This is a genomic window from Streptomyces chumphonensis, assembly GCF_014779715.1.
Classification (GTDB): domain Bacteria; phylum Actinomycetota; class Actinomycetes; order Streptomycetales; family Streptomycetaceae; genus Streptomyces; species Streptomyces chumphonensis.
This window is the reverse complement of the sequence record NZ_JACXYU010000001.1, coordinates 95,744-115,643: the sequence shown is the minus strand read 5'-3', so window position 1 is coordinate 115,643 and position 19,900 is coordinate 95,744. Positions and strand designations below refer to the sequence as shown.

At 75.7% G+C, this 19,900-nt stretch carries 20 protein-coding genes and 1 riboswitch; of the genes, 11 read left to right on the top strand and 9 right to left on the bottom strand.

What is annotated here, in order from left to right; all coding sequences use genetic code 11:
* Positions 1–4: 4 nt before the first annotated feature.
* From cobO to IF129_RS00370, 6 genes are all read right to left on the bottom strand, one after another.
* Positions 5–601 (bottom strand): cob(I)yrinic acid a,c-diamide adenosyltransferase, encoded by a 597-nt coding sequence (cobO, locus tag IF129_RS00395; protein WP_191207350.1) that lies wholly within the window; start codon positions 599–601, stop codon positions 5–7.
* Positions 601–2,706, bottom strand: coding sequence for a putative cobaltochelatase (locus tag IF129_RS00390; protein ID WP_191208194.1), 2,106 nt, complete (start codon positions 2,704–2,706; stop codon positions 601–603). Before IF129_RS00390 ends, cobO begins: the two co-directional genes overlap by 1 nt.
* Before the next feature lie 5 nt (positions 2,707–2,711).
* Positions 2,712–4,256 (bottom strand): cobyric acid synthase, encoded by a 1,545-nt coding sequence (locus tag IF129_RS00385; protein ID WP_191207349.1) that lies wholly within the window; start codon positions 4,254–4,256, stop codon positions 2,712–2,714.
* The gene (locus IF129_RS00380; RefSeq protein ID WP_191207348.1) at positions 4,243–5,256 is read right to left on the bottom strand and encodes a cobalamin biosynthesis protein; all 1,014 of its coding nucleotides are present in this window, start codon (positions 5,254–5,256) and stop codon (positions 4,243–4,245) included. Before IF129_RS00380 ends, IF129_RS00385 begins: the two co-directional genes overlap by 14 nt.
* Positions 5,257–5,386: 130 nt before the next feature.
* Positions 5,387–5,511: riboswitch (cobalamin riboswitch) on the bottom strand.
* A 178-nt stretch (positions 5,512–5,689) separates the two neighbouring features.
* Complete coding sequence (locus IF129_RS00375; protein ID WP_191207347.1) at positions 5,690–5,902, bottom strand: hypothetical protein; 213 nt, start codon at positions 5,900–5,902, stop codon at positions 5,690–5,692.
* A 73-nt stretch (positions 5,903–5,975) separates the two neighbouring features.
* Positions 5,976–7,250, bottom strand: a complete 1,275-nt coding sequence (locus IF129_RS00370) for an inorganic phosphate transporter (protein WP_191207346.1) — start codon at positions 7,248–7,250, stop codon at positions 5,976–5,978.
* Between the two features lie 332 nt (positions 7,251–7,582).
* Here IF129_RS00370 and IF129_RS00365 point away from each other — a divergent pair, with 332 nt between their 5' ends.
* The 11 genes from IF129_RS00365 to amaP all read left to right on the top strand — a co-directional run bounded on the left by IF129_RS00365 (position 7,583) and on the right by amaP (position 17,040).
* Entirely contained in the window at positions 7,583–8,272 is a 690-nt protein-coding gene (locus IF129_RS00365) for a class II aldolase/adducin family protein (protein WP_191207345.1), read from the top strand.
* Between the two features lie 67 nt (positions 8,273–8,339).
* Positions 8,340–9,491, top strand: coding sequence for an alpha/beta hydrolase family protein (locus tag IF129_RS00360; protein WP_191207344.1), 1,152 nt, complete (start codon positions 8,340–8,342; stop codon positions 9,489–9,491).
* Between the two features lie 124 nt (positions 9,492–9,615).
* Entirely contained in the window at positions 9,616–11,016 is a 1,401-nt protein-coding gene (locus IF129_RS00355) for a hypothetical protein (RefSeq protein WP_191207343.1), read from the top strand.
* 193 nt (positions 11,017–11,209) lie between these two features.
* Positions 11,210–12,808, top strand: a complete 1,599-nt coding sequence (locus tag IF129_RS00350) for an ABC-F family ATP-binding cassette domain-containing protein (protein ID WP_191207342.1) — start codon at positions 11,210–11,212, stop codon at positions 12,806–12,808.
* A gap of 384 nt (positions 12,809–13,192) precedes the next feature.
* Positions 13,193–13,408 carry a helix-turn-helix domain-containing protein gene (locus IF129_RS00345; protein ID WP_191207341.1) on the top strand — a complete coding sequence of 72 codons (216 nt, stop codon included), beginning with the start codon at positions 13,193–13,195 and terminating at the stop codon, positions 13,406–13,408.
* Between the two features lie 117 nt (positions 13,409–13,525).
* The gene (locus IF129_RS00340; protein ID WP_191207340.1) at positions 13,526–14,317 is read left to right on the top strand and encodes an enoyl-CoA hydratase/isomerase family protein; all 792 of its coding nucleotides are present in this window, start codon (positions 13,526–13,528) and stop codon (positions 14,315–14,317) included.
* A 210-nt stretch (positions 14,318–14,527) separates the two neighbouring features.
* Positions 14,528–15,004 (top strand): Asp23/Gls24 family envelope stress response protein, encoded by a 477-nt coding sequence (locus IF129_RS00335; RefSeq protein WP_191207339.1) that lies wholly within the window; start codon positions 14,528–14,530, stop codon positions 15,002–15,004.
* Between the two features lie 94 nt (positions 15,005–15,098).
* Positions 15,099–15,290: a hypothetical protein gene (locus IF129_RS00330; protein ID WP_191207338.1), complete on the top strand. Its 192-nt coding sequence runs from the start codon at positions 15,099–15,101 to the stop codon at positions 15,288–15,290.
* Positions 15,291–15,293: 3 nt separating this feature from the next.
* Positions 15,294–15,773 (top strand): Asp23/Gls24 family envelope stress response protein, encoded by a 480-nt coding sequence (locus tag IF129_RS00325; RefSeq protein WP_191207337.1) that lies wholly within the window; start codon positions 15,294–15,296, stop codon positions 15,771–15,773.
* On the top strand, positions 15,770–16,423 hold the full coding sequence (locus IF129_RS00320; protein WP_191207336.1) for a DUF6286 domain-containing protein: 654 nt from the start codon (positions 15,770–15,772) through the stop codon (positions 16,421–16,423). Before IF129_RS00325 ends, IF129_RS00320 begins: the two co-directional genes overlap by 4 nt.
* Positions 16,424–16,443: 20 nt before the next feature.
* On the top strand, positions 16,444–17,040 hold the full coding sequence (gene amaP, locus IF129_RS00315; protein ID WP_191207335.1) for an alkaline shock response membrane anchor protein AmaP: 597 nt from the start codon (positions 16,444–16,446) through the stop codon (positions 17,038–17,040).
* Positions 17,041–17,073: 33 nt separating this feature from the next.
* On the opposite strand, the gene IF129_RS00310 is transcribed toward amaP, so the two are convergent.
* Genes IF129_RS00310 through IF129_RS00300 form a run of 3 tightly spaced genes read right to left on the bottom strand, consistent with a single transcriptional unit; the run spans position 17,074 to position 19,767 of the window.
* A complete protein-coding gene (locus IF129_RS00310) occupies positions 17,074–17,829 on the bottom strand; it encodes an SDR family oxidoreductase (protein ID WP_191207334.1) in 756 nt (251 codons plus the stop codon).
* A 5-nt stretch (positions 17,830–17,834) separates the two neighbouring features.
* Positions 17,835–18,704 (bottom strand): SURF1 family cytochrome oxidase biogenesis protein, encoded by an 870-nt coding sequence (locus IF129_RS00305; protein WP_191207333.1) that lies wholly within the window; start codon positions 18,702–18,704, stop codon positions 17,835–17,837.
* 25 nt (positions 18,705–18,729) lie between these two features.
* Entirely contained in the window at positions 18,730–19,767 is a 1,038-nt protein-coding gene (locus IF129_RS00300; RefSeq protein WP_191207332.1) for a DEDDh family exonuclease, read from the bottom strand.
* Positions 19,768–19,900: the final 133 nt, after the last annotated feature.

Here is a 19,900-nt window from a genome sequence, read left to right as displayed (position 1 = left end):
GCGATCACCACTCGATGCCCCGCTGGCCCTTCTGGCCCGCGTCCATCGGGTGCTTGACCTTGCCCATCTCCGTCACGAGGTCGGCCGCCTCCAGGAGCGGCTGCGGCGCGTTGCGTCCGGTGACGACGACGTGCTGGGTGCCGGGCCTGGCGCGCAGGACGTCGACGACCTCCCCGACGTCCACCCAGCCCCAGTGCATCGGGTAGGCGAACTCGTCGAGCACGTAGAACCGGTGGGTCTCGGCGGCCAGGTCCCGCTTGACCTGCTCCCAGCCCTCGCGGGCGGCCTCCTCGCTGTCCTCCAGGTCCCGCTGGACCCACGACCAGCCTTCACCCATCTTGTGCCAGGCGACGCTGCCGCCCTCGCCGGAGGCGCCCAGCACCTTCAGCGCCCGCTCCTCGCCGACCTTCCACTTCGCCGACTTCACGAACTGGAAGACCCCGACCGGCCAGCCCTGATTCCACGCGCGCAGCGCCATACCGAACGCCGCCGTCGACTTCCCCTTGCCCGTGCCCGTGTGGACCATGAGCAGCGGACGGTTGCGCCGCTGACGCGTCGTCAGCCCGTCCTGCGGCACCACGCTCGGCTGTCCCTTCGGCATTACGCGACCCTCCGTACGTCCTTGACCAGCGCGGACACGGTGTCCGCGCGCAACTCCTCCAGTGTCACCGCGGGTCCGCCGAGGTCCCGCGCCAGCTCGGCGGCCAGGCCGAGGCGCACCGGCCCGCTCTCGCAGTCCACGACGACGGACGCGGTGCCCTCGGCCGCCAGCAGCCGGGCCGCCCGGCGGGCGCGCGGCACCGGCTCGACGCCGCCGGTGGCCCGTCCGTCGGTGACGGTGACCAGCAGCGGACGCCGCGCCGGATCGCGCATCCGCTCCACCCGCAGCACGTCGCGGGCCGTCAGCAGGCCCTCCGCCAGGGGCGTGCGGCCGCCGGTCGGCAGCGCCTCCAGCCGGGCGGCCGCCGCGTCCACGGACGACGTCGGGGGCAGGACCACCTCGGCGCCGGAGCGGCGGAACGTCACCATGCCGACCTTGTCGCGGCGCTGGTAGGCGTCCAGGAGCAGCGAGAGGACGGCCCCCTTGACGGCGCTCATGCGCTGCCGGGCCGCCATCGACCCGGAGGCGTCCACGACGAACAGGACGAGGTTCGACTCGCGGCCCTCGCGCACCGCCTCCCGCAGGTCGTCCCGCCGCAGACGCAGCCCGGCGCCGTGCCGTCCGCGTGCGCGCTGGTGCGGTGCCGCCGCCCGCACGGTGGCGGCCAGGTGCAGCTTCCCGAGCGCCCCGTGCGGCCGACGCGCCCCGGTCGTGCGCCCCTGCGCGGTGCGGGCCCGTGAGCGCCGCCCGGCCGCGCCCTCGCCGAGGCCGGGCACGGACAGCGTGCGGGCCTTGAACGGCTCGGTGGCGGGGGCCGGACGTCCCTCGCCGGGCCCCGAGCCCTGCTGCGGGACGGACGGCTCGGGCCCGGCGCCTTCCTCGCCGGACGTGTCGCCGGGCGGCCCGGCCGGCGAGTCGGCGGGGGCGTCGGTGGGCGCCGACGCGTCGTCCTGCGGTGGCACTCCGCCCGGCCCGCGGTCCGGGCCCCCGCCGTCCGGGCCGTCGCCGGGCCCGTCCGGCCCGTCCGAGGGGCCCTGCGGGTTCGGCGGGTCGTCGTCCGGGTCCGGGGCGTCCCCGGCGCCGTTCTCCTCCAGGACCTCGTCGAGCTTGTCCTCGTCCAGGCCCGGCGCGTCGAAGGGGTTGCGGCGCCTGCGGTGGGGGAGGGCCAGCAGGGCGGCCCGCCGCACGTCCTCCTCCAGCACGTCCGTGCGCCCCGCCCAGGCGGCCAGCGCCGTCGCCGTGCGCGCCATGACGATGTCGGCGCGCATCCCGTCCACCTCGAACGCGGCGCAGGTCGCCGCGATCTGGCGCAGCGCACCGTCACCGAGCCGCACCTCGGGCAGCAGCGCGCGCGCCGTGGCGATGCGCTCCCGCAGCTCCGACTCCTGCTCCGTCCACCGCGCGGCGAAGCCCGCCGGGTCGGCGTCGTAGGCCAGCCGGCGCCGGACGACCTCGACCCGCTCCTCCGTCTCGCGCGAGGCGGCGACCTCCACGGTCAGCCCGAACCGGTCCAGCAGCTGCGGACGCAGCTCGCCCTCCTCCGGGTTCATCGTCCCGACCAGCAGGAACCGCGAGGCGTGCCGCACGGAGACGCCCTCGCGCTCCACGTACGAGGCGCCCATCGCCGCCGCGTCCAGCAGCAGGTCGACCAGGTGGTCGTGGAGCAGGTTCACCTCGTCCACGTACAGCACGCCCCGGTGGGCGTCGGCCAGCAGGCCCGGTTCGAAGGCCTTCACGCCCTCGGCCAGCGCCCGTTCGATGTCCAGGGCGCCCACCAGGCGGTCCTCGGAGGCGCCGACCGGCAGTTCCACCATGCGGGCGGGGCGCGTCTCGCCGCCGACCGCGCCGGAGCCGGCCTCCGCGGCGTGCGGGCCGTCCGGGCAGGCGGGGTCGGGCGCGGCCGGATCGCAGGAGAACCGGCATCCCGGCACGACCGCCAGCCGCGGCATGAGCGCCGCCAGCGCCCGGACGGCGGTGGACTTGGCGGTCCCCTTCTCGCCGCGCACGAGCACCCCGCCGATCGCGGGGGAGACGGCGTTCAGCAGCAGCCCGAGCCGCAGGTCCGCCATCCCGACGACGGCGGTGAACGGGTAGGGCGTGCTCATGCTGCTCATACGGAGTCCTCTTCCTCGGGTGCCGGTGCGCCCGGCGGTACGAACGGCAGCCCGGCCGGGGCGCCGTCCTCGATGAGCCGGAGCAGGGCCGCGGTGTCGGCGTGCTCCTCGATCAGGTCGCCCAGCCGGTCGAGCTGTTCCTCCCGCAGCACGCCGAACTCCGTGTCCGGGGCGGGGACGAACGCCCGCCCGGCCTGCGTGGCCACGCGCCGCAGGAACGCGCGGCGGAACGCGTCGCTCTCCAGCGAGCCGTGCCAGTGCGTGCCCCACACCGCGCCGACCCGGCAGCCGTCGAGGAAGGGCTCGCCGCCCAGCACGTCGGCGACGCCGTGGTGGATCTCGTAGCCCTCCACCGGCTCGCCCAGCGCCGTGCCGGAGGGCCGGGCGAGGGTCTTGGCGCGCGCGAACCGCACCCGCACCGGCAGCAGGCCCAGCCCCTCGACGACGCCGGCCCGCGACTCCACGTCGTCCTCGACGCGTTCGCCGAGGAGCTGGAAGCCGCCGCAGATCCCCAGCACCGGGCGGCCCTCGGCGGCCCGGCGGGCGAGCACCTCGGCCAGCCCCCGCTGCCGCAGCCAGCGCAGCGCGCCGACGGTCCCGCGCGTGCCGGGCACCACGACGAGGTCGGCGTCGGCCAGTTCCTCGGGGCGGTCGCCGAAGCGCACCACGACGCCGGGCTCGGCGGCCAGGGCGTCGATGTCGGTGAAGTTCGACATGAGCGGCACCGGCAGCACCGTGACCCGCAGTACCTCCGCGCCGTGCGGCGGGGCGGAGGACGCCTCCCGCACCGTCCCGCGCAGGGAGACGCGCAGTCCGTCCTCCTCGTCGATGCCCAGGCCGTGCCGGTGGGGCAGGACGCCGAGGGTGGGACGTCCGGTGAGCCGCCGCAGCATGTCAAGGCCCGGCTCCAGCAGGGAGACGTCCCCGCGGAACTTGTTGACGAGGTAGCCCGACACCAGGGCCTGGTCCGCCCGGGACAGCAGCGCCGTGGTCCCGAAGAAGGACGCGAACACGCCACCCCGGTCGATGTCGCCGACCACGACGACGGGCATCCGCGCGGCCCGCGCCAGCGCCATGTTGACGATGTCCGTGCGCCGCAGGTTGATCTCGGCCGGGCTGCCGGCGCCCTCGCAGATGACGGCGTCATGGGTGCGGCGCAGTTCGGCCAGGCACTCCGTGACCGTCCCCAGCAGCCGTTCGGAGCGGCCCCCGTGGTAGCCGCGCGCGCTCAGCTCCCCGACCGGCCGGCCCAGCAGGACGACCTGGCTCGTCCGGTCGCCGCCCGGCTTGAGCAGCACCGGGTTCATCAGCGCGCTCGGCTCGACGCGGGCGGCGGCGGCCTGCATGGCCTGCGCCCGGCCGATCTCGGCGCCCTCCCGCGTCACGAACGAGTTGAGCGACATGTTCTGCGCCTTGAAGGGGGCGACCTTCAGCCCGCGCCGGGCCAGCCAGCGGCAGATGCCCGCCGTCACCACGCTCTTGCCCGCGTCCGAGGTCGTCCCCGCGACGAGCAGCGCCCCGCCCGTGTCACCGTCCGCCATGGTTCCTCCCGTCCCGCCGTCCGGCGCGTGCCGCCGCGGCCCCACGTCCCGACCGCACCGCCGCGCGGCCCAGGGCACGCCCGGCGACGGTCACGGCCAGTGCCGCCAGCCCGACGCGGCGGGAGAGCCGCACGGCCCGCTCCACGTCCGCCACCGTCACCTCCCGCCCCGAGGCGCCGCCCAGGACGGGCCGGTGCTCGACCCGTCCGCCGTAGGCCAGCGTGCCGCCCAGCCGGACGCCGAGCGCCCCGGCGAACGCCGCCTCCACCGGGCCGGCGTTGGGGGAGGGATGCCGGTGGGCGTCGGCCCGCCAGGCCGCCAGCGCCCCGGCGGGATCGGGCCCCAGCGCGGCGGCCAGGGCCGCCGTCAGCCGCGCTCCGGGCCACCCGGCGACGTCGTCCAGCCGCGCCGCCGCCCAGCCGAACCGGCGGTGGCGGGGCGAGCGGTGACCCACCATCGCGTCCAGCGTGTTGACGGCCCGGAAGCCCGCCAGGCCCGGAACACCGGCCAGCGCGCCCCACACGAGAGCGCCGACGACGGCGTCGGAGGTGTTCTCGGCGACGGACTCCACGACCGCGCGGGCGATGCCCTCCGCGTCCAGCGCCTGCGGGTCGCGGCCGCACAGGTGCGGCAGCCGGGCCCGCGCCGCCTCGACGTCACCGGCCTCCAGGGCGGCGGCGACGGTCCGCGCCTCCCGGGCCAGCGAGGTACCGCCCAGCACGCTCCAGGTGACGGCGGCGCTCAGCGCGACGGCCGCCGGGCTCCCGTGCCGGGCGGGCAGCCGGTGAAGCGCACGGCCGAGCGCGGCGGCGGCGAGGACGACGGATCCGGCGCACAGGGCGGTGTGCGCGGCCCCGGCGGCGCGGTGGTCGCGCCACAGGAGGCGCTCGGCGCGTCCCGCCGCGCGCCCGAAGGCGGCCACGGGGTGGGCGCGGCGCGGATCGGCGAGGAGGGCGTCGCCGAGGAAGCCGAGGACGACCCCGGCACAGGTGCGGCCCATGGCGTCGTCAGCTCGCCGTCGGCACCTGCTCGGTGGGCGGGGCGGAACGGTCCGGAGGGCTGGCGGTGCCGGGCATGCGATGTGTCCTCACTCAGGGTCCGCGCCCTGGCTCGACGTGTCCGGCGACGAGAGTCTCCTGGCTCCCGGATCGACACGTCCCCCGGCCTTCCCGCCGCGCGTGCGGCCGTGGCCTCGGGTGGGGGAGTGCTCCCCGGTGACAGTGGCGGGACCGCGCCGGATTCGCACCGGCTTCCTCCCCTGCCGCCGTTTGGCAACGCGAAGTCCACCACGGCCCGCTGAAGCCGTCAACTCGGCGCTGACCTGCGTCGGAGAGTGTGAGCAGACACACGGCGGAGGGGCACGGACCAGATCCGTGCCCCTCCGCCGTGGTGCGGGCGCGTCGTCGCGTGCCCGGTGCGCGGGCCCTCGACGGCTAGGCCGCGATGGTGTAGATGCCGAGCGCCACGGCGCCGGCGCAGACCGCGTAGGCGGCGTAGGAGCCCACGCGGGCCAGCGTCCCGGTGCCGCCGTCCGCCGTGCGCGCCGAGCCGCCGACGATGCCGAGGGTGAAGACGCCCACGAGGGCGACCGTCGCCACCAGGCTGACGCCGAAGACCTGGCCGAGTGCTGCCCAGTCGATGTCCATCAGACTTGTCCTTGGGGGGTCGTGGTGCGGGGAGCGGGTTCCGTCGCCGTGGGACGGCGTCCGGCGTGCGTCGTCAGACGGCGCTCGGGGTGCGGCGCTCGGCCGCGTTCGGGTCGTCGTCCGACGGGGAGTCACCGCGCTGGGCGCCGGCCGGCGGCGGGCTGACGGCCTGGACGGCGGCGGTCATCACGCCGGAGTCCCCGTCGCCCGCGCCCCGGTCGCCGGGCTCGGCCGACGTGCCGGGCTCGTCGTCGTTGACGTTGGTGTGGTCGACGACGGTGCGGCGGGAGGCGGCCCAGATCGCGGCGGAGGCGGCCACGAAGAGGACGGCCACCACGGTGACGCCCCAGTCGCCCTGGACGGCCAGCAGGGCCGCCAGCGCCGCGACCAGACCGGCCGCCGGGATCGTCAGGCCCCAGGCCGCGAACATGCGGTACGCGGTGTTCCAGCGCACGACGCCGCCCTTGCGGCCGTAGCCCGAGCCCATCACCGAACCGGAGCAGACCTGCGTGGTGGACAGGGAGAAGCCGAGGTGGGAGGAGGCCAGGATGGTGACGGCCGAACTCGTCTGCGCGGCGAAGCCCTGCGGCGGGTGGATGTCGGTGAGGCCGCGGCCCATGGTGCGGATGATGCGCCAGCCGCCCAGGTAGGTGCCGAGGGCGATCGCGATACCGGCCGAGGCGATGACCCACAGCGGCGGGTCGGCGTCCCCCGCGATGACGCCGCCGGAGATCAGGGCCAGCGTCATGACGCCCATGGTCTTCTGCGCGTCGTTCGTGCCGTGCGCCAGCGAGACGAGGGCGGCCGAGGTGATCTGGCCGGTGCGGTAGCCGCGCGAGGTCTTCTCCGGGTCCGCGTTGCGCGCCGCCCGGTAGGTCAGCTTGGTCGCCAGGAAGGCGGCCAGACCGGCGACGACCGGGGCGACGAAGGCGGGGATGAGGATCTTGCTCAGCACGGCGTCACCGTCGACCGCGCCGATCCCGACGGAGGCGACCGTCGCACCGATCAGACCGCCGATGAGTGCCATGGAGGAGCTGGAGGGGATGCCGCCCAGCCAGGTGAGCAGGTTCCACAGGATCGCGCCGACCAGGCCCGCGAAGATCACTTCGGGCCGGATGCCGGCCGTCTCGTCGATGATGCCCTTCGAGATGGTGGTGGCGACCTCGATGGAGAGGAACGCTCCGACGAGATTGAGGATCGCCGACATGGTCACCGCCGCCTTGGGCTTCATGGCCCCGGTGGAGATGGTGGTGGCCATCGCGTTGGCTGTGTCGTGGAAGCCGTTCGTAAAGTCGAACACCAGGGCCGTGACGATCACGATCCCGATCAGCAGCGTGAAGTGTTCCATTCACCCGGCAATCAGTTTGGCGGTCAGGTTGCTCGGTGAACGTAAGGACATCGGGTGAACGGAAGGTGAACTGGGGCGGGCTTCGGGGTGTCCTGCCCCGGCGGGTGCTGGGCGGGTCCTTCGTCCGCCGCGTGAACAGGGGGTTCCGTCGTCGTGAACACTCCGGGGAGACTCCCGTCACACGGCAGGTCAACGCCGGTGCCGGAGCGTGGAGGTGGGAAGGTTCCCCGCCGGAACCGCGGTCCGTCCTCCGGGTGACGTTCCGGCCGCCGTGACCGTTCCGAGACCTGTCCCGCGCCCGCCGACGCCCCGACGCCCGCCGAGGAGTACCGATGCCCGCGCCCTCCCCGCGCCCCCTGCCCGCCGAGGACGCGCCGCCGCACTGGCACGCCCGGTGGCGCGACGTCGTCGCCACCGCACGCCGCACCGCCGACTCCGGGCTGGTCGTCGGCACCTCCGGCAACGTCTCGGCCCGCGTCGGCGACGTCGTCCTGGTGACGCCCAGCGGCATGCCCTACGACCGCCTCACGCCCGCCGACCTCTGCGCCGTCCACCTGGACGGCCGCCCCGCCGCCGGGCACCGCGCGCCCACCAGCGAACTGCCGCTGCACCTGGCCGTCTACCGGGAGACGGACGCCGCCGCCGTCGTGCACACCCACGCCGTCCACGCGACGGCCGCCTCCACGCTCGTGGACGAGCTGCCCGCCGTCCACTACATGGCGGCGGCGCTCGGCGGCCCGGTCCGCGTCGCGCCCTACGCCATCTACGGCACGCCCGAGCTGGCCGACCACCTCCTGACCGCGCTGCGCGGACGCACCGGATGCCTTCTGCGCAACCACGGCACGGTCGTCTACGGCCGCGACCTGGACCAGGCGTACGACCACACCGCCCAGCTGGAGTGGATGTGCCGGGTCTGGCTGGCGGCCGCCGCGGTGCCGGGCCGCGTTCCCGCCGTCCTGTCCGCCGGGGAGCTCGACGCCGTCGCGGCCCGGCTGCGGGGGTACGGCCAGCCGCGCGCGTGAGGGGCGCGCGGCCCGTTCGGACGCCGTCCGCTGGCGACCCCGGGCCGCCCGCCGCACACTGAGCGGGATGCGACCCACAGCCGCGGCCGCCGTCGCCGCCTCCACCACAGTGCTGGGTGCCGGTGCCGCCGTGGCGGCCGGCCGGTACGCGGCAGGTGCCGCCCTCAGGCCCAACGCCGGGGGCCTGCCGCCCGGCTTCGACGGGCCCCCGCTGACCGTCCACGGCACCGCCGCGGGGCAGGTCACCCTCACCCGCTCGCTCGACTCGCTGCTCCCCGGCATCTACGGGCTGACCGGACGCGGCTGCCACGCCGTCGTCGGCAACGTGCTGGAGACCCCGCGGCCGGGCGGCCACGTCGACGGCGGGTCCCCGGACACCGTCGTACGGCGGCTCGTGCGCGTCACCCGGGGCGCGCTGCGGCCCGGCACCCGGGTGCGGCTGACCCCGCAGGTCTACTCCGGCTCCCCGCACGACGCCCTCGGGCTGGACTGCCAGGACGTCCTGGTCCCCGGGGAGCTCGGTCCGCTGCCCGCCTGGTACCTGCCCGGCCCCCGGGAGACCTGGGTGATCGCCGTGCACGGCCTCGGTACGACCAGGGACCACCCGCTGGTGGTGCTGCCGCTGCTGCACCGCATGCAGTTCCCGGTCCTCTCCCTCGGCTACCGGGGCGACCCCGGGGCGCCCGCGCCGCGCGACGGGGCCAACCACTTCGGCGACGCCGAGTGGCGCGACCTGGACGCGGCCCTGCGCTACGCGGTCGGCCGGGGCGCCGCCCGCATCGTGCTCATCGGCTGGTCCACCGGCGCGACCATGGCCCTGTACGCGGCCGCCCGCTCGGCGCTGCGGGCTCACGTCGCGGGCCTGGTGCTGGACTCGCCGGTCCTCGACTGGCGCACCACCGTGCGCGCCCTCGCCGGACGCCGCGTGCCCCGCGCGCTCCTCCCGCTGGCCGTGCGGGCGGCGGAGACGCGTACCGAGGGAGCCCCCGAGCGGCTGGCCGACGCCACCGACCCGGAGCGCCTGACCGAGCCGGTACTGATCCTTCACGGCCCCGGCGACCGCGTCGCCTCCTGGGGCGACTCGATCGACTACGCCGCCGCCCGCCCCGACCTGGTGACCGTCCGGGAGGTGCTGCGCGGTCGGCACGGCGGTGCCTGGAACGCCGACCCGATGGGCTGCGAGGAGGCCCTGCGGCGCTTCCTCACCCCGCTCATGTGAGACCCCCGCGCCCGCCGGGACGTCCTCCTGCGAGCGCGTCGCGGCGCACCCGCCCGGGCCCGCCATGTGGGTGACGTCGACCACGGTTTGGGCTTTTCGGGGCTCAGCAGGAAGACTGCACCCCGTGACGTCCCGTACCCCGCGAGACACCAGGCTGAGCATCGTCCCCGGGCAGGCCCTCGCCTCGGCCCGCCGATCCGTCTCCGTGCGGCGCTCCCGGCCCGCACCGCGTCCTCCGGCCGGGCTGTTGCCCCGCGACCGGCTCGCGCGCCAGGCCCGCGCGGCCCTGGGCGAGGCCGTGCGCCTCGCCCGCTGGGCCGACGGGCGGCCCCTGGACCCCGGACGTGACCTCTCCCCGGCCCTGGACCCCGGGCCGCCCGCCGAGGCCCTGCGCATGCCCCGGGACCAGGTGGCCGTCCAGTGGGACCGGGCGCGACTGGCCGGGCTGGTCGAGCTGCACGCCGGAACCGTGCGGGCCGGCTGGCGGCTGCGCGCCTGGGACCGGGACGACTCGGCCGTGCTGCGCGGCTGGGTCGCCCTCTTCGACGCCTGGTCGCTGGCCTGCCCGGCCCCCGAAAGCGCCGACGCGTCCCTGGTGGGGGACGTCGTCGTCGCCGCCCCCCAACTGCTGTCGGTCATGCACCTCACGTCCGGGCCGATGGCCGAACCGGCCCTGCTGGAGCTGCTGGCCCAGCGCATCGCCGAACTCCACGCCGAGCGCGCCGCGGCCGGCGCCCCGGCCCGTCCCGCGGCCGTCCAGGACCCAGCCGAGCTGACGCCCCTGCTCGGCTGGGTCCTGGACGGCCTCTCCGCCGTCGGCGCCCTCACCCGCTGCCAGACCCCCGGCCAGGAGGACGGGCCCGGCCAGGCCGTGCTGACCCCCCTGGGGGACTGGGCGGTGTGGGTCAAGCTGGAACAGATCTGCGTCGCCGCCCTCAGCCCGGCCGGGAACATCGAGCAGTGCGCCGAGGACATGCTGCGCGGCTGCGCGCGGCTCTCCCCGGGCCCGGCCCGCGCCGAGTACCGCGCCTGGCTCGCGGCCCGTCCGACCGTCCCGGCCGTCGGCGAGCTGCTCACGGCGGCACGCGGCGAGGACGCCCTCGTGCGCGCCCTCGCCTTCGAGGCGCTGCGCGTCGTCGGCGCCCCGGCCGAGCCCGCCGTCCGGGAGGCCGCCGACGAGCCGGCGCTGCGCCCCTACGCGCTGCTGTGGCTCGCGGAGCACGAGGGCGCCGACCCCGAGGACCTGGCCGGTGGCGCCCCCGGCGTCCTCAGCCGGGCGGAGGCCGCCTGGCTGTGGGTGGACACGGCGGCCGCCGTCGCGGACCACGGTGAGAGCCAGCTCCTCGTGGACCACCTGGAATCGGCCGTGCGGGAGACGGTGCCCCGGCTCCTGGAGGAGGTCCGGGCCACCGGCCACCCCCGCACCGTCCAGGTCCTGGTCGCGCTCGCCGCCGCGCATCCCGACCCGGCCCTGGCCCGTGCCGTGCGCCGGGCGGCCTTCCAGGTCCACTCCGGCGGTGCCTGACGGGACGCGGGCGGCGGGAAAAGCGGTTGCGACGCGCCGGTAGACTTCCCGACATGGAAACTCCCCGCACGCATTAGCCGACGACGTACGTCCGCCTGCCGTCCGCCGCGCCCGACGCACGCGCGGCGCCCCGCGGCACGCGTCCCGAAGCCCGCCAGCCCGTACGTACGTCGTCCTGTCCAGGAGTTCTTCCGTGATCACCGTTTCCGACCTCGAGCTGCGCGCCGGCGCCCGCATCCTCATCGAGTCGGCCAGCTTCCGCATCGCCCGCGGCGACCGCATCGGCCTCGTCGGCCGCAACGGCGCCGGCAAGACCACGCTCACCAAGTGCCTGGCCGGCCAGGGGCAGCCGGCCTCGGGCGCCATCACCTCCACCGGCGAGGTCGGCTACCTGCCGCAGGACCCCCGCACCGGCGACCTGGACACCTTCGCCCGCGACCGCGTCCTGTCCGCGCGCGGCCTCGACGTCGTCATCCGCCGCATGCGGGAGAACGAGGAGCGGATGGCGGGCGGCAAGGGCGCCACCCGCGAGCGGGCCATGAAGAAGTACGAGCGCCTGGAGACGGAGTTCCTCACCAAGGGCGGCTACGCCGCCGAGGCCGAGGCCGCGACCATCGCGGCCAGCCTCGGACTGCCCGACCGGGTGCTCGCCCAGCCGCTGCACACGCTCTCCGGCGGCCAGCGGCGCCGCGTCGAGCTGGCCCGCATCCTCTTCTCCGACGCCGACATCCTGCTGCTCGACGAGCCCACCAACCACCTCGACGCCGACTCGATCGTCTGGCTGAGGGACTTCCTCAAGACCTACCGGGGCGGCCTCGTCGTCATCTCCCACGACATCAACCTCGTGGAGACGGTGGTCAACAAGGTGTTCTACCTCGACGCCACCCGCTCGCAGATCGACCAGTACAACATGGGGTGGAAGCAGTACCTCACCCAGCGCGAGGCCGACGAGAAGCGCCGCAGGCGGGAGCGGGCCAACGCCGAGAAGAAGGCCGCCGCGCTCAACACCCAGGCCGACAAGATGCGGGCCAAGGCGACGAAGGCGGTGGCGGCGCAGAACATGGCCCGCCGCGCCGAGAAGCTGCTCCGGGGCCTGGAGGCCGAGCGGCAGAACGACAAGGTGGCCAAGCTCCGCTTCCCGGACCCGGCCCCCTGCGGGAAGACGCCGCTGACGGCCGAGGGGCTGTCCAAGTCCTACGGCTCCCTGGAGATCTTCACCGACGTCAACCTCGCCGTGGACCGCGGCTCGCGCGTCGTCATCCTCGGGCTCAACGGCGCCGGCAAGACGACGCTGCTGCGGCTCCTGGCCGGCGTGGAGGAGCCCGACACGGGCGCGGTGCGCCCCGGGCACGGCCTCAAGCTCGGCTACTACGCCCAGGAGCACGAGACGCTGGACCCCGGGCGCACGGTGCTGGAGAACATGCGCACGGCGGCGCCGGACATGGACCTCGTGCAGATCCGCAAGGTCCTCGGCTCGTTCCTCTTCTCCGGGGACGACGTCGACAAGCCGGCCGGTGTGCTCTCCGGCGGCGAGAAGACGCGGCTGGCGCTGGCCACCCTGGTCGTCTCCTCCGCCAACGTGCTGCTGCTCGACGAGCCCACGAACAACCTCGACCCGGCCAGCCGCGAGGAGATCCTCGGCGCCCTGCGCACGTTCTCCGGCGCGGTGGTGCTGGTCACCCACGACGAGGGCGCCGTCGACGCCCTTCAGCCGGAGAGGATCATCCTCCTGCCGGACGGCGTGGAGGACCTGTGGGGCGCCGACTACGCGGACCTCGTCGCACTGGCATGACCCGCTCCCGTGACGTCGCGCTACCGTTCGGGCGCGGGGCGTCACGGATCGCCCGTCGCCGCGCGGAGCGCGGGTAGACGCATGATCCTTCATCCGAGTGAGGACGGCTCGTATCCCCCGGTCACCCCGCCCTCCGGACGCCGCCGGGCGCTCGCTCGCCCCGTACCCGCGGTGGCGCCGGGGTCGTCGGGGCTGACCTGCCCCTTTGCGCGTCGGCGCCGGTCCTGAGCGGCCTCCGAGCCGCGCTGTCGAGGCCGTCGCGCCCGTCACAGCGGGTGTCCGCCGCGTCAAGCTCATCCCATCGACCTTGCCGAATGGGTGGCCAGAACCGGCGGGAGGGGTGATCATGAGAACTCAGAGCGCACTTCCCACGAGGAGGCACGGGTGACCGAGACTCTGAAGAAGGGCAGCCGGGTGACCGGCACCGCGCGCGAGGAGCTCGCGGCGGACCTGAAGAAGAAATACGACTCAGGCGCGAGCATCCGGGCGCTGGCCGAGGAAACCGGCCGGTCCTACGGGTTCGTGCACCGCATGCTCAGCGAGGCCGGAGTGACCCTGCGCGGTCGCGGCGGTGCCACGCGGGGCAAGAAGGCCGGCTGACCACCCGTTCCCGGAGCGGGTGGGACGCATCCTTCGGCGGCCCACCCGGCCGATCCTCGGACCGGCCGGGTGGTTACTCTGCAGTCACTTCACTGCGGCAAGCCACCGGAGGACGCGATGACCCTGCTCGACCAGGACGGTGTGCGACTCACCGTCGACCCGGAGAACGACGGCGCCGTGGCCACGGTCACGCTGGCCAACCCGGACAAGCGCAACGCCCAGTCCCCGGCGATGTGGCGCGCGCTGGCGGCGGCGGGCCGGGAGCTGCCGGGCAGCGTGCGGGTCTGCGTGCTGCGCGGCGAGGGCCGGTCGTTCTCCGCCGGGCTGGACCGGCGGGCCTTCACGCCCGAGGGCTTCGAGGGCGAGCCCTCGTTCCTGGACCTGGCCCGGGGCCCAGCCGCCGACATGGACGCCGTCATCGCCGAGTACCAGGAGGCGTTCACCTGGTGGCGCCGGCCGGACGTCGTCACCATCGCCGCCGTCCAGGGGCACGCCATCGGCGCGGGCTTCCAACTGGCCCTCGCCTGTGACCTGCGGGTCTGTGCGGACGACGCCCAGTTCGCCATGCGCGAGACGAGCCTCGGCCTCGTCCCCGACCTGACGGGCACCCACCCGCTGGTCAACCTGGTGGGGTACGCCCGCGCCCTGGAGATCTGCGCCACCGGCCGCTTCGTCCACGCCCAGGAGGCCGAACGCTGCGGGCTGGCCAACCTCACCGTGCCGCGGGCCGAGTTGGCGGCGGCGACCGCCGACCTCGCCGCCGCCCTGGTCGCCGCCCCGCGCGACGCGGTGATCGAGACGAAGGCGCTGCTCCAGGGCGCACTCCAGCGGGACTACGAGGAGCAGCGCGTGGCCGAACGGGCCGCCCAGGGCCGACGGCTGCACGCGCTCGCCGGGCTCGGCGAGTAGGCACGGCCGGGCTCGGCGCGTGGGCACGGCCGGGCTCGCGCAGGGCCGCAGCACACCGAACGGGTGAGTACGGGGCCGGAAATCGGACTCATGCCCACCCGTTCGGCCGTGCAACGGGTGGGTACCCGTCTGGGTCAGACCTAGGGTGAGTCGCGGAGTGGGGCAGGCCTCTCCGCCTCCCAGCAGCCTGATCGGAAAGGGATGAAGGCGATGACCGAGACGACATCCGCCGCGGCCAAGGACACCGGCCAGGCAGGGCGTTCCCAGGGCGCCAACCGGGGCGGCGGCGACCCGGCCGGCCGGGGGAGGACGACCATCGCCGACGGAGTGGTGGCCAAGATCGCCGGCATGGCCACGCGGGACGTCGACGGCGTCCACGCGATGGGCGGCGGGATGGCCCGCACCTTCGGCGCCGTACGGGACCGCGTCCCCGGTGGCGGCCGCTCCGTGACGCGCGGCGTCAAGGCGGAGGTGGGGGAGGTGCAGGCGGCCCTCGACCTGGAGATCGTGGTGGAGTACGGCGTCTCCATCTCCGATGTCGCCGCCGACGTGCGCACCAGCGTCGTGGAAGCCGTCGAACGCATGACCGGGCTGGAAGTGGTGGAGGTCAACATCGCCGTCAGCGACGTCAAGCTCCCCGACGAGCCGGACGAGGACGAGGAAGAGGAACAGCCCAGGTTGCGGTAGACCGGGGTGGGGTGGCCGGGCCCGCCGCGGGGAAGACCCGCGAGGAGGGCGGTGACCCGGTGAGGTCCGGGCGGAGCGATGCAAGGAGCGCAGGATGAGTATGGCGGTCGTCGGCTTGGTCACCGGAATGGCGCTGGGCTTCGCCGGCTATTTCGGCGGGTTCGGAGCCTTTCTGCTCGTGGCGGCGCTGGGCGCCGTGGGATTCGTCATCGGCAGGTTCGCCGACGGTGACCTGGACCCGGGGGAGTTCTTCGGTGCCCGGGGCCGCAGCGATCGTCGGCGGTGAGCCGTGGCGCTCGAACCCGTCCCCGCCGCCGAGCGCGGGGCCACGCGGATCGCGGACAAGGTGATCGCCAAGATCGCCGTCCAGGCCGCCCACGAGGCTCTGCGCGGCCCGGACGACACGGCCGGCACCGGCCGTCCGGTGCCGGCCGCCCCCGACGGCGGCGCCCCGGAGGCTCACGTGCCGCCCGGGGGCCCGGCCGCGGCCCCGGCCGAGCTGCCCGCGCCCGGGAGTCGGGCCCGTGACGCCTCGGTGTCCTCCCGCTCCCGCTCCCGCCGGGCCGGTGAGCCGGACACCGCCCGGCTGCGGGTGTCCGTCGAGCTCGGGTACCCGAGCGACATCGGCGCCCAGTGCCGCGCGGTGCGCCGCCGGGTGGTGGTCCGGGTGCGGGAGCTGGCCGGTTTCGCGGTGCGGGAGGTGGCCGTCGACGTCGAGCGGCTCAACACCCCGCACCTGGGCGGCGACCGGGCGGGGAGGGTGCAGTGACCGACGAGTCCCCCGGCGCACCCCGCACCCTCGACCCCCCGCCCGCCGACCGCGACGTCACGGGCCCGCCCGGCGCGGCGGGGGGCGCGGCGGAGCCGGAACCGGGCTCGGGTCGGCGCGGCCGGTTCTGGTCGGTACGCCGACTGCCCTCGGTCCTGGTCGCCCTCGTGCTGCTCTTCGGCGTCGGCTTCCTCCTGTACGACCTGATCGCCGTCCGGGCCGGCCGCGAGGCCGCCGACTGGCGCACCGGACTCGCTGACGAACTGGCCACCCGCCAGCTCGGCGACGCCTGGACGATCGCCGGTGCGGCTCTCGTCGCGGCGCTGGGCCTGTGGCTGCTGCTCCTGGCCCTCACCCCGGGGCTGCGGGCCCTGCTGACCATGCACGGGGCGCCGGGCCTGCGGGCCGGGCTCGACCGGGGGACCGCCGCCGGGGTGCTGCGTGAGCAGGCGGTCCAGGTGCCGGGCGTGCGCAGCGCCAAGGTCCGGGTCCGCCGCCGCAGGGCCCGGGTGCGGGCGGTCGCCCACTTCCGGGAGGTCGAGGAGGTCCGCACGGACCTGACCGGCGTCCTGGCCGACACCCTGGCCGATCTGGGACTGGCGCGGCAGCCCCGGCTGTCGGTCCACGTCCGCCGCCCGGACCACCACTGACCCACGCTGAAGGTGCACCGATGCTGAGAACCGTCAACCGGGTGCTGCTGGCGCTCACCGGCCTGGCGCTGCTGGGTCTCGGGGCGGCCGGCCTCGCGGGCGGCACCGACCTCTTCCGCCGCCTCGACGTCACGCCGCCCGACGGCTACTCCTGGCGCAACCCCGACGAGGTCCTCCTCACCCGGGAGGACCGCACCCAGTGGACCGACGAGAGCTGGTGGTGGCCCGTCGTCCTCTCCGTCCTCGGCGTGCTGCTGGTCGTGGCGTTGTGGTGGCTGATCGCCCAGCTGCGCTCCCGGCGCGTCGCGGCCGTCCTGGTGGACAGCGGCGACGGCGCGGGGGCGGCGGTGCGCGGGTCGGCGCTGGCCGACGTCATCGCGGCGGAGACGGAGGAGCTGCCCGGCGTGCGCGGCGCCCGTACCCGCCTGGTGGGGCGGCGGCGGGCGCCGAGGGCCCGCGTCGGGGTCCTGGTGGGCGCCGACGCGCGCCCGGCCGGCCTCGTCCGCGCGCTGCACCGGGGGCCGCTGGAACACGCCCGGGCCTCGGCCGGGCTGGAGTCGCTGCCCGCCGAGGCGCGGCTGCGCGGAGCGCGGGGCCGCCCCGAACGCCTGACCTGAGCCCGGCTCCCGCCCGTTCCCCGTGCGGGCCGCTCAGAAGCGGTGCTGGGCGCCGCCGTCCACCGGCAGCATCGTGCCGGTGAGGTAGGACGCGGCGGGGGAGAGCAGGAACGCCGCCGCCTTCCCGAACTCCTCCGGCGTGCCGTAGCGGCCCAGCGGGATCGCCGCGCAGTTGCGGGCGCGGGAGGCGTCGGCGTCCCCGGACAGCGCGTCGAGCTCCCGGACGCGGTCGGTGTCGATGCGCGAGGGCAGCAGCCCCACCACCCGGATGCCGCGCGGCCCGAGCTCCAGCGACAGCGACTTGGCGAAACCCGCGAGCCCCGGCCGCAGCCCGTTGGAGATCGTCAGGCCGGGGATCGGCTCGGCCACCGAACCGGAGAGCACGAAACCGATCACCCCGCCCTCCGCAAGCCGCGCGGCGGCTGCCCGGGCCGTCCGCACCGCGCCGAGGAACACCGCGTCGAAGGCGGTCCGCCACTGTTCGTCGGTCGCCGTCTCGGCGCCGCCGGCCGGGGGGCCGCCGACGCTGACGAGGACACCGTCGAGGCGGCCGAAGTGCGTGAAGGCGGCGTCCACCAGCCGTTCGGCGGCAGCCGGGTCGGCGTTGTCGGCGGCCATGCCGACGGCCGACGGCCCGAGCCGCCGCGCCGCCGCCTCGGCCGTCTCCCGCTCCCGCCCGGTGACCAGTACGCGTGCCCCGTCGGCGGTGAGCTGCCGCGCGGTGGCGAAACCGAGTCCGCGCGTGCCGCCGGTGACGAGGTACGCCGTGTCCTTGAGCCCGAGATCCATGGGCGTCAGTCTGCCGTGCCCGCCCCGGCGGCCGTGCGGGCGGGGGTCCTGGCGGGCGCGTCACGCCGGTCGGCGGGCACGTCGCGTCCCGGCCCGTCCGCCGTCGGCCCGGCAGCGGCGGCCCGCCGGTCCCGCAGCTCCCGCCGCAGCAGCACGACCCACCCCACGGGGACGGCGGCGGTGAACAGCCACCACTGGACGGCGTAGGCCATGTGCGCGCCGATGCCGCTTTGGTCGGGCTCGGGGACCTGCTGGGCGAGCTCGTCCGGCGCGGGCCGCGGCGCCGTGTCCGTCAGCTCCACGAACCCGCCCAGCACCGGCCGGCCCAGTTCCTTCTCCCGGTCCGCGCTGTTGATGAGCATGACCTGGCGGTCCGGCAGGCCCTCGCGGACCTTGATGCCCGTCGCCTCCGTCGTCTCGTCGCGCATCAGGCGTCCGGTGAGGGTGACCGTGCCCCCGGGGGCGTCCGGGACCTCGGGGAACGTCCGCTGGTCGCCGCTGCCGGGCACCCAGCCCCGGTTCACCAGCAGCGCGGTGCCGTCCGCGCGGATCAGCGGCGTGAGCACGAAGTAGCCCACCTCGCGGCCGTCGGCGGCGGTGCGGCGGCGCACGACGACCTCGTGCCCGGTGTCGTAGACCCCGCTCGCCGTCACCCGGCGGAAGCGGTCCTCGGCGGCGGGCTGCCGCTCCGTACCGGTCAGCTCCGTGACGGGTACCGGGTCGGCGGCGAGGCTGTCGGCGATCAGCTCGTTGTGCGCGACGCGGTCCTGGTGCCGGTGCAGCTGCCAGAAGCCGAGCTGCACCATGACCGGCATCAGCGCGAGGCCGAGGAGGGTGAGGATCACCCACTGGCGGGACAACAGGAAGCGGTACACGACCATCGACGGTACCGCGCCGCGCTCAGCTCCCGGGCGCTGGGGCCACGTCCCGCAGAAGCTGGGTGAAGGCCGCCTCGTCGAGGATCGGGGTGCCGAACGAGCGGGCGCGGTTCACCTTGCCGGTGGGTGAGGAGGGGTCGTTCGTCACCAGCAGGCTCGTGAGCCGCGACACGCTCGTGGCGATGTGCAGGCCCGCCTCGATGGCGCGGTCCTCCAGCAGCTCCCGTTCGGTCTGGGTGTCCCCGGAGATGGCCACCCGCATGCCCTGGACGAGGGTGCCGCCGGGGCGGTAGCGGCCGGGGTTCGGGTAGGGGCAGGCCGGCCGCCTGCGCGAGGGCCGCCACGTCGCCGCCGCGAAGGGGCGGGCGCCGCCCTGGCCGCCGGGGCCGCCGTACGGCGCGGCGGACCACTCCGTCAGCGGGGTGCAGGACAGCAGCGGCAGCCGCACGCCGCCCGCCGCCGCCAGCCGCAGACTCGGGCGGAACGTCTCCGCCAGCACGCGGGCGTCGTCCAGCGCGTGGTGGGCGCGCTGCTGGACGACGCCGTAGTGCGCCGCCAGCGACTCCAGCTTGTGGTTGGCCAGCGGGAGGCCGAGGGACTTGGACAGCGCGATGGTGCACAGCCGCTGCCGTACGGGCGGCTCGCGGTCGGTGCGGGCGAACTCGCGGGCGATCATCGTCCAGTCGAACATGGCGTTGTGGGCGACCAGGACACGGCCGTCGAGCCGCCGCCCGAACTCCTCGGCGACCTCCCCGAAGAGGGGGGCGTCCGCCAGCACCGCGCTCGTGAGCCCGTGGATCCAGGTGGGCCCCGGATCGCGCTGCGGGTTGACCGTGGAGTACCAGTGGTCCTCCACCTCGCCCCGGGCGTCGAGCTGGTAGACGGCGGCCGACACGATCCTGTCCTCGCGGGACAGCCCGGTCGTCTCCACGTCCACCACGGCGTATCCGGCGGGGTAGTCCGACGGCCAGCCGGACCCCGCGGGCTGCTGTGCGGGGATCCGCGGTGCGCCGGGCGCTGACTGAGTCCGGTTCCCCGGTGCCGTCTGATCTTCGAGCATGGTCACAGAGGATACGGGTCCCGACTGACATCGCCCACCGTGCGCCCGGACAAGCCCGGCCGTGCGCAAGGGCTTTGACGCCGGTTCGGTTTGCCGCTCTAGCGCCTGCTTCGTCCGGCTTGTCCCCCCCCCG

Excerpts from the sequence above, each read along its gene's own strand:
- IF129_RS00375 (WP_191207347.1), bottom strand. The coding sequence starts at position 5,902 with ATGGACATCGACTGGGCAGCACTCGGCCAGGTCTTCGGCGTCAGCCTG.
- IF129_RS00385 (WP_191207349.1), bottom strand. The coding sequence starts at position 4,256 with ATGGCGGACGGTGACACGGGCGGGGCGCTGCTCGTCGCGGGGACGACC.
- IF129_RS00310 (WP_191207334.1), bottom strand. The coding sequence starts at position 17,829 with ATGGATCTCGGGCTCAAGGACACGGCGTACCTCGTCACCGGCGGCACG.
- IF129_RS00300 (WP_191207332.1), bottom strand. The coding sequence starts at position 19,767 with ATGCTCGAAGATCAGACGGCACCGGGGAACCGGACTCAGTCAGCGCCC.
- IF129_RS00365 (WP_191207345.1), top strand. The coding sequence starts at position 7,583 with ATGCCCGCGCCCTCCCCGCGCCCCCTGCCCGCCGAGGACGCGCCGCCG.
- IF129_RS00330 (WP_191207338.1), top strand. The coding sequence starts at position 15,099 with ATGAGTATGGCGGTCGTCGGCTTGGTCACCGGAATGGCGCTGGGCTTC.
- IF129_RS00380 (WP_191207348.1), bottom strand. The coding sequence starts at position 5,256 with ATGGGCCGCACCTGTGCCGGGGTCGTCCTCGGCTTCCTCGGCGACGCC.
- cobO (WP_191207350.1), bottom strand. The coding sequence starts at position 601 with ATGCCGAAGGGACAGCCGAGCGTGGTGCCGCAGGACGGGCTGACGACG.
- IF129_RS00370 (WP_191207346.1), bottom strand. The coding sequence starts at position 7,250 with ATGGAACACTTCACGCTGCTGATCGGGATCGTGATCGTCACGGCCCTG.
- amaP (WP_191207335.1), top strand. The coding sequence starts at position 16,444 with ATGCTGAGAACCGTCAACCGGGTGCTGCTGGCGCTCACCGGCCTGGCG.
- IF129_RS00335 (WP_191207339.1), top strand. The coding sequence starts at position 14,528 with ATGACCGAGACGACATCCGCCGCGGCCAAGGACACCGGCCAGGCAGGG.
- IF129_RS00390 (WP_191208194.1), bottom strand. The coding sequence starts at position 2,706 with ATGAGCACGCCCTACCCGTTCACCGCCGTCGTCGGGATGGCGGACCTG.
- IF129_RS00340 (WP_191207340.1), top strand. The coding sequence starts at position 13,526 with ATGACCCTGCTCGACCAGGACGGTGTGCGACTCACCGTCGACCCGGAG.
- IF129_RS00360 (WP_191207344.1), top strand. The coding sequence starts at position 8,340 with ATGCGACCCACAGCCGCGGCCGCCGTCGCCGCCTCCACCACAGTGCTG.